At 73.3% G+C, this 5,623-nt stretch carries 6 protein-coding genes; all 6 read right to left on the bottom strand.

The window, feature by feature from the left end; translation table 11 throughout:
• Positions 1-26: 26 nt before the first annotated feature.
• The 6 genes from M0P34_RS13300 to ybgF all read right to left on the bottom strand — a co-directional run bounded on the left by M0P34_RS13300 (position 27) and on the right by ybgF (position 5,577).
• Complete coding sequence (locus M0P34_RS13300; protein ID WP_291499941.1) at positions 27-989, bottom strand: tyrosine recombinase XerC; 963 nt, start codon at positions 987-989, stop codon at positions 27-29.
• Positions 964-1,986, bottom strand: a complete 1,023-nt coding sequence (locus M0P34_RS13295) for a diguanylate cyclase (protein ID WP_291499939.1) — start codon at positions 1,984-1,986, stop codon at positions 964-966. The genes M0P34_RS13300 and M0P34_RS13295 overlap by 26 nt, the downstream gene beginning before the upstream one ends.
• Positions 1,983-2,831: an HDOD domain-containing protein gene (locus M0P34_RS13290; protein ID WP_291499937.1), complete on the bottom strand. Its 849-nt coding sequence runs from the start codon at positions 2,829-2,831 to the stop codon at positions 1,983-1,985. Before M0P34_RS13290 ends, M0P34_RS13295 begins: the two co-directional genes overlap by 4 nt.
• A gap of 1 nt (position 2,832) precedes the next feature.
• Positions 2,833-3,270, bottom strand: a complete 438-nt coding sequence (locus tag M0P34_RS13285; protein ID WP_291499935.1) for a hypothetical protein — start codon at positions 3,268-3,270, stop codon at positions 2,833-2,835.
• Between the two features lie 355 nt (positions 3,271-3,625).
• A complete protein-coding gene (gene dprA, locus M0P34_RS13280) occupies positions 3,626-5,065 on the bottom strand; it encodes a DNA-processing protein DprA (RefSeq protein WP_291499933.1) in 1,440 nt (479 codons plus the stop codon).
• 11 nt (positions 5,066-5,076) lie between these two features.
• The gene (gene ybgF / locus M0P34_RS13275) at positions 5,077-5,577 is read right to left on the bottom strand and encodes a tol-pal system protein YbgF (protein WP_291499931.1); all 501 of its coding nucleotides are present in this window, start codon (positions 5,575-5,577) and stop codon (positions 5,077-5,079) included.
• Positions 5,578-5,623: the final 46 nt, after the last annotated feature.

Genomic DNA, 5,623 nt, shown 5'->3' with positions numbered 1-5,623 from the left:
CGGGGGCCGGAACACGCGGGGCGGGGCTATGCGTCCTTGTTTCCCGGGCCCTTGCGGCCTTTGGCGCGGGCCTTGGGGTGGGCGCTGTCGTAGGCGCGCACGAGCTTGTCGACGCTCAGGTGCGTGTAGCGCTGGGTGGTGGTCAGGCGGGCGTGGCCCAGCAGTTCCTGGACACTGCGCAGGTCGGCGCCGGATTCCAACAGATGGGTGGCGAAGCTATGGCGCAGCATGTGCGGATGCACGCCCTGGGGCAGCCCGGCCAGGGCGGCGAGCTTGTCGAGGATGCGGCAGGCCTGGCGGCGCTGCATCCGCGCCCCGCGCACGCCAAGGAAGAGCGCCTTCTCGGCCAGGCTGGCGGTGAATTCGCCGCGCGCGCGCAGGTAGCGCGCCAGCCGTTCGCGCCCGGCGTCGGACAGCGGGGCCAGGCGCTCCTTGGCCCCCTTGCCCATCACGCGCACCACGCCGGAGCCCGGGTCGAAATCGTCCACGTCCAGGCCCAGGGCCTCGCTGATGCGCAGGCCCGAGCCGTAGAGCAGTTCGGCCAGGGCCATGTCGCGCAGGGCCCGGGGGTCCTCGCCGGTCTGGGCCTCCATGAGGGCCAGGGCCTGGTCCACGTTGAGGGCCCGGGGGTGGCGGGATTCCTGCTTGGGGTTGCGCACCCCGGCGGTGGGGTCGGCGCCGACGAGCCCGGCGCGGGCCAGGTACTTGAAAAAGGAGCGCAGGGTGGAGAGCTTGCGGGCCACGGAAGCCTTGCCGGTGCCGCGCCGGTGCAGGTCGGCCATGAAGCCGCGCACATGGTCGCGGGTCAGGGCGGCGGGGTCGCCCAGCCCGGCGCCGTGGGCGGCGAGGAAGTCCTCGAACTGCGCGAGGTCGCGGCCGTAGGCCTCGACGGTCGCGGGGCTGTAGCCCTTTTCCACGTCCAGGTGCCCGAGGAAGGCCAGGGCCACGTCGGGCAGGGCCGGGTCAGGTCCGGCGGCGGTCCAGGACATAACTGCTCCCGGGGGTGGCCTTGGCGCGCTTCTTGAGCTCCGAGGCGATGGACGACGCCTCGCCGTAGTGGACGAGCTTGGCGTCGTGGTTGACGACCACGGCGATGGACACGGCCATGAGCGGGAAGGTGCAGGGGTTGCCGCCACGATCCCGGGAGGCGATGGCGCCGCGGGCGCGGTCGTCGGCGTCGTAGAAGCCGGGGACGATGGCATCGAAGGCGGCGATGAAACGCTCGCACACGGGCCGGGCCACGGCGGCGGGCACGGCGAAGACGAAATCGTCGCCGCCCACATGGCCGACGAACCCGGTGGCCTCGGCGGCCTGGCGCACGGTGTTCACCAGCAGGCGCGCGGCCATGCGCAGCACCTCGTCGCCCCGGGCGAAGCCGTACTTGTCGTTGAATGCCTTGAAATGATCGAGGTCGGCGTAGCCCAGGGCAAAGAGCTCGCGGGCGTCGATGCGCGCCTGCACGGCCTGCATGATGCTCGTGTTGCCGGGCAGCAGGGTCAGGGGGTTGGTGTCCTGGGTGCGCCGGGCGCGCGCCACGGTCAGGGCGATGCGCGCGGCGGCCTCCACGGGGTCCAGGGGCAGGGCCGCCAGGCCGGGAAGCCCGGCGCCCGGCGCGCCTGGCACGGGCAGGCCCGGCTGGCGCAGCAGGAAATCGTCGGCCTGCACGCGGGTCCAGTCCGGCCCGAGGTCCAGGGCCTCGGGGTCCAGCACGAGGATGACCGGCGTGCTGCGGTAGACGTTCTCGCCCTTGACCATCTCCACCAGCCGCCGCCCGTCCAGGGCCGGGGCGTCCCCGCCGTCCGGGCCGTCCACCAGGAGCAGGTCCGGCGGGGCGTTGAGCAGCCGGTCCACGGCGGCGCCGGGGGAATCGAAGAAATGCCAGCGGGCCTCGAAGGGCAGACTGAGGCCCTCGAGCATGTCGCGCAGGTCGGCGTCGGGGCTGACCAGGAAGACCTGGAGTTCGCGGGCGGGGGCGTTCTCGGTCACGCTGTGCCGCCGAAGGTGAACCCGGCCACGTCCACCAGCCGGTTGTCCAGCTCCTGGACGCAGGCCAGCAGGCCGCGCCCGTCGATGCCAAGGAGCTTGAGGGCGCCCTTGTCCAGCCGGGGCACGCCCTGGTCGCCGCCGTCGCCGAACTCCAGAAGGCGCACGCAGAAATCGGCGACGTGGGCCACGCTGGCGTATTGCGGATAGAAGCGGGCCAGCAGCGGCTTGTGGTGGTGCGACAGGGCGTCCTTGATGTTCACGGGCAGGTTCCAGTGCCCGGCGAGCCAGGAGCCGATCATGTCGTGGGAAAAGCCGAGCACACGGCGCTCGGCCTCGAAATAGGTCAGGTCCTCCCGGTCCACCAGGGCGCCCAGCTCCTCGCGCAGGCCCTGCATCTGCACGGCGGCCACGACCTTGCCCAGGTCGTGCAGCAGCCCGGCCACGGCGAACTCCTCGGGCTCCTTGAAGCCCGCGCGCTCGGCGATGGTGCGCGCGGCGGTGGCGGCGCCGATGCTGTGTTCCCACAGCCCGGCCATGGACGTGTTCATCACGTCGAAGACCGAGGTGGAGATGATCACGCCGCGGATGACGTTGAACCCCAGGAGCACCAGGGCGTGCTGGATGGAGGAGATGCGCCCGGGGAAGCCGTAGATGGGCGAATTGACCATCTTGAGGATCTTGGCCGAAAGCACCTGGTCCATGCCGATGACCTTGGCGATCTGATCGGTGGAGGAGTCGGGGTCCTCCACCAGGCGGGAGACCTGGTCGAGGACGGGGGGCAGGGTCGGCAGATCCTTGACGGCCAGGATCTGCCCCTTGCGCTGGGTGCGCAGGTCTTCGGCCATGCTAGCGGCCCTCCTCGCCGGGGGCGGGGTCCGGGGTTTCGCGCAGGGCCGCGTCGCGGGCCTCGCGCTCGGCGCGGGCGGCGGCCTCGCGGGCTTCACGTTCGGCGCGCTCGGCCTCGGCCTGGGCCGCGGCCTTCATGGTGAAATAGCCCTTGAACACCTTTTTGAGCTGCATCATCCAGGGGTCATCGCCGTGGCGGCGGAAGAGGTGGTCCATGCGGGCGGCGCGGGCGGCGTGGCTGGTGCCCCCGGCCAGACCCTCCAGGTCCACCGGGTGGCCCTCGACGACGATGCTGTCCACCCCCATGCCCGCCAGGCGCTGCACGGCGGCCTCGGACAGTTCCGTGCCCTCGGCCAGCAGGACCATGCCGTTTTCGCGGAGCACGGGCTTGGCCAGGACCATGCCGGGCCGGGCGAGCTTGACGGGAATGCGTTGCATGAAGCGGAATCTCCTGGGGGCTTGAGTGTAACCAATCCGCAGCCGCTTTCCAAGCCCGGCGACAGCCCCTCCCGGGGGGGCGCCTGCCCGGGCGACGGGGCGACGGCCGGACGCCGGACGCGCCAACACGGGCAACGCGCAAGGCCCGGCCGGGCGACGGGCGCGCTCCAGGCCCATCCCCGCATCCCGCCCCGGGGCGCGCACAACGCGGACGGCGACGGGCAGGGGCGACGGACGCGGGCGGCGCGGGCACGCGCACGGCACGGGCGGGACAATACTGCCCGTCTCGGGCCCTGTCACCCGGCGGTGCAAACTCCAGGCCGCGTCATGCCAAGCATGACAAGCGCCAAAAAAGTCAAGCGAGGCTGTACTGCATTCCCGGCCACTGGCGAACCTGTCCGCCGATTTCGAGCATGAGCAGTACGCGCGAGAGGCGCGCGGCGTCCCAGCCCAGCTCGCGGCCCAGGGCGTCGATGTGCAGGCGCCTGTCCCCGGCCAGGGCCAGAACAACGGCGCGCTGGTCGGCGTCTTCCGGCAGGGGGCGCGCGCCGGGAGCCCCGGGAGCGGGGCTCCCGCACGTCCCGGATGCAAAAGCGCCGGGGGCGTGAGCGCCTGGCGCCCCGGACACGGACACGCCGGGCCCGCCGGGCGCAGGGGCCGCCGGGGGGCGACAAGGGGCAACACCTGCCCCTGCTCCAGGCCCGCCGGGCGCGGCGGCCGCCGGGGGGGCGGGCGGGGTCGCGCGGGGCGCCCCGGGCCTCGTGCGCCGGGGGGCGGGCCCGGGGGCCGGGGCCTCGGCGCGCTGGGCGGGCCGGGGGGCGGGGCGCAGGGCGTCCGGGTCCAGGGTCAGGTGGCGGGCGCGGCCCGCCGGGGGGCGCGCCGGGGTGTCCCGCCGCTCCAGGGCCAGGCGCAGGCGCGGGGCCAGGTCGGCCAGGATGGCCTCGGCCCCGGCCACGGGCAGGGCGCCCTCCTCGGCCAGGGCCCGGCAGCCCTCGAAATCCGGCATGCCCTCGGGCCCGGGATAGACGTAGACCTCGCGGCCCTGCTCCAGGGCCAGCCGGGCCGTGATGCGCGAGCCGCTGCGCGCGGCCGCCTGGGCCACGACCACGCCCAGGGACAGTCCGCTGACGATGCGGTTGCGCACCGGGAAATTGCCCGCCTCGGGGCCCGTGCCGGGCGCGAACTCCGTGACCAGCAGCCCCTGTTCGCCCAGGCGTTTGAACACGTCCACATTGCGCGAGGGGTAGACGCGGTCCAGCCCCGTGCCCAGCACGGCCACGGACGATCCCGGCCCCGTGAGCCCGGCGAGGTGCGCCTCGCGGTCGATGCCCCAGGCCAGGCCCGAGACCACCGTGACCCCGGCGGCGGACAGCTCGCGCCCGATGCGCGAGGCCGCGAGCATGCCCTCGGGGGCGTACTTGCGCGAGCCCACGATGGCCACGGCCGGGCCGCGCAGCAGGCGCAGGTCGCCCCGGCAATAGAGCAGGACCGGGGGGTCGGGGATGGCGCGCAGCAGGGCGGGATAGTCCGGGTCGGCCCAGGCCAGCGGCCGGAGGCCCAGATCCAGGGCGCGTTCCAGCTCGCGGGCCGCGCCGGGCTCCCAGGCGCGGGCGAGGAAGGGCCGCACGGCGTCGGCGCGCACAAGGCCCAGGCCCCGCCACGAGCGGGCGTCGGCCACGGCCTCGCGGGCGCAGCCGTAGTGCTCCAGCAGCCCGCGCCATGTGTGCGGGCCGATGCCCGGGCTATGGCGCAGGGCCAGGCAGGCCCGCAGTTCCGAAAGCCGGTCCTCGTGCATGGCGCGGCGGTCTAACGCAGGGATTCCAGGCGCTTGCGCGCCAGGGCCGCAGGCTCGGAATCCGGATGGTCCTGGACCAGGGCCTGGAGGTAGAAGCGGGCGTTGGCCGCGTCGCCCAGGCGCTGGTAGGCGTAGCCGATCTTGAGCAGCGCGGCGGCGGCCTTGGGGTGGCGCGGATACTGTTGGTACACGGCCTTGAAGGCGACGATGGCCTGGGCGTCGTCGCCTTCGTGGTAGTAGGTTTCGCCCAGCCAGTAGCGGGCGTCGGCCGTGCGCGGATCCGCGGGGAATTGCTCGACATGCCTGCGGAAACCCGCTTCCGCCGTCGCATAATCGCCGGAAAGGATGAACTCGTAGGAATTGCCGTAGAGTTCTTCCGGATTTGCCGTTTCCGGCAGCGCCGCCACAGTCGTCTCGTCCGTGGCCGGGGATGCGGGCGCCTGCATTTCCATCCCCGGTTGCGCCACGCCGCCGCGCAGGCCCATCGGCTCGCCGAGCGTCACATCCTTCACGCTTCCGTCGGAATTGAGAATGATGGCGCCCAGATTGCGTGGCGGT

Origin of the sequence: Desulfocurvus sp., assembly GCF_023230885.1 — a bacterium.
Lineage (GTDB): Bacteria > Desulfobacterota > Desulfovibrionia > Desulfovibrionales > Desulfovibrionaceae > Desulfocurvus.
The sequence above is the reverse complement of the archived record's forward strand: the minus strand, read 5'-3'. Positions and strand labels throughout refer to the sequence as shown.